At 57.5% G+C, this 1,354-nt stretch carries 3 protein-coding genes and 1 tRNA gene; all 4 read left to right on the top strand.

Annotated features, from left to right (window positions below; genetic code table 11):
- Nucleotides 1-381 precede the first annotated feature (381 nt).
- Nucleotides 382-531 (top strand): hypothetical protein, encoded by a 150-nt coding sequence (locus CN311_RS32735; RefSeq protein ID WP_165779860.1) that lies wholly within the window; start codon nucleotides 382-384, stop codon nucleotides 529-531.
- Nucleotides 493-583, top strand: a tRNA-Ser gene (locus CN311_RS26555). The genes CN311_RS32735 and CN311_RS26555 overlap by 39 nt, the downstream gene beginning before the upstream one ends.
- Before the next feature lie 222 nt (nucleotides 584-805).
- Entirely contained in the window at nucleotides 806-1,048 is a 243-nt protein-coding gene (locus CN311_RS26550; RefSeq protein ID WP_097576619.1) for a GIY-YIG nuclease family protein, read from the top strand.
- A gap of 121 nt (nucleotides 1,049-1,169) precedes the next feature.
- On the top strand, nucleotides 1,170-1,354 hold a 185-nt coding region (locus CN311_RS26545; RefSeq protein WP_208866576.1), incomplete at its 3' end, for a porin.

Here is a 1,354-nt window from a genome sequence, read left to right as displayed (position 1 = left end):
GGCCGCAGCTGAGCCGAGAAGCAGGCTCTTGATGTTCATTTTCTGACCTCCAGTCAAAAGTTAAAAAACGGGTCTGGGTATTCTTTGCTGAAGGACAGCGTTCCCTGCCCCATCCCCACTATCCGAAAAAGATGCGCACCGCGCCGCTCCTTCGAATCCGACATTACCCATGGGGCGGCGGCGTTCAACCACGATCGTACCGGCAAAAGGCCTGTCCGGGCGCTATCCCCAAGCGTTGTTGCACAAATGACACGATTTGGCCTCACTCGGAAAGCTCTCATTAACCATCGACCCCTGCGGAGCCCTTGCAATCCGCCCGATTCCGGCGATCGCTCGCCGGAATTGCGACGGTATTCCGGAGCCACCGGCCCGGGAATCGCCATGGAATCGCCGCATGACCAAAGCGGCATTTCGGCGGAAGCCGGATTTTTCGGCGATAATGGCGCCGGCTTGTTGATTGTGCCGACGCTTTTCTTTATCCAGCGGCGCAACGGAGAGGTGGCCGAGTGGTCGAAGGCGCTCCCCTGCTAAGGGAGTAGAGGTCAAAAGCTTCTCGTGGGTTCGAATCCCATCCTCTCCGCCATCCTGCTTCGCGCTGCGCGCTTCGCAGGACAAGCCCCAACAGTTCGTGCGAAGCAGGATGGCGGAGAGGATGCCCTCCGAAGCCTTGGCGAAGGAGGGCCGCTGGTCGCTAAAAACCCTTGTATAGCAGGCTTGGCAGCTCCTTTTCCGCGAAGGAGAATGCTCTCCGAAGCGCCTTGTCCTGCGAAGCCCGCAGGGCGGAGCAGGAGAGGAGATCCGGTTCGTGTGGTACGTGTATCTGCTGGAGAGCAAAGTCGCTGAAGGCGAGCGCTATATCGGCGTGACTTCAGACCTGAAACGACGGATTGCCGACCATAATGCCGGAAAATCCAGCCACACATCCAAGTTCCTGCCGTGGCGAATCGTGACCTATATGGCCTTCTCGAACCAGGCCAAGGCGACTTCATTCGAGCGTTATCTCAAATCCGGTTCGGGGCACGCTTTCGCCAACAAACGTCTTTGGTGAATATTTTTCGCGACGACTAAAATGGGACTTTTCCATAAAAGATAAGCAATCACAATTGCTTAGCATAAAAACGAGCACCCCGGATCCGTTATTCTGTTCGATTCTGACTGGAGGTCAGAAAATGAACATCAAGAGCCTGCTTCTCGGCTCAGCTGCGGCCCTGATCGCAGTTTCCGGTGCGCGCGCCGCCGACGCCGTCGTCGTCGCCGAGCCGGAACCCGCCGAATACGTCAAGATCTGCGACGTCTACGGCGCTGGCTACTTCTACATCCCCGGAACCGAAACCTGCCTGCGCATCGGCGGCTA

The organism is Mesorhizobium sanjuanii (assembly GCF_002529485.1).
In the GTDB taxonomy this organism is placed as follows: domain Bacteria; phylum Pseudomonadota; class Alphaproteobacteria; order Rhizobiales; family Rhizobiaceae; genus Mesorhizobium; species Mesorhizobium sanjuanii.
The sequence above is the reverse complement of the archived record's forward strand: the minus strand, read 5'-3'. Positions and strand labels throughout refer to the sequence as shown.

Coding starts and splice junctions, on each gene's coding strand:
- CN311_RS32735 (WP_165779860.1), top strand. CDS start 382: ATGGAATCGCCGCATGACCAAAGCGGCATTTCGGCGGAAGCCGGATTT.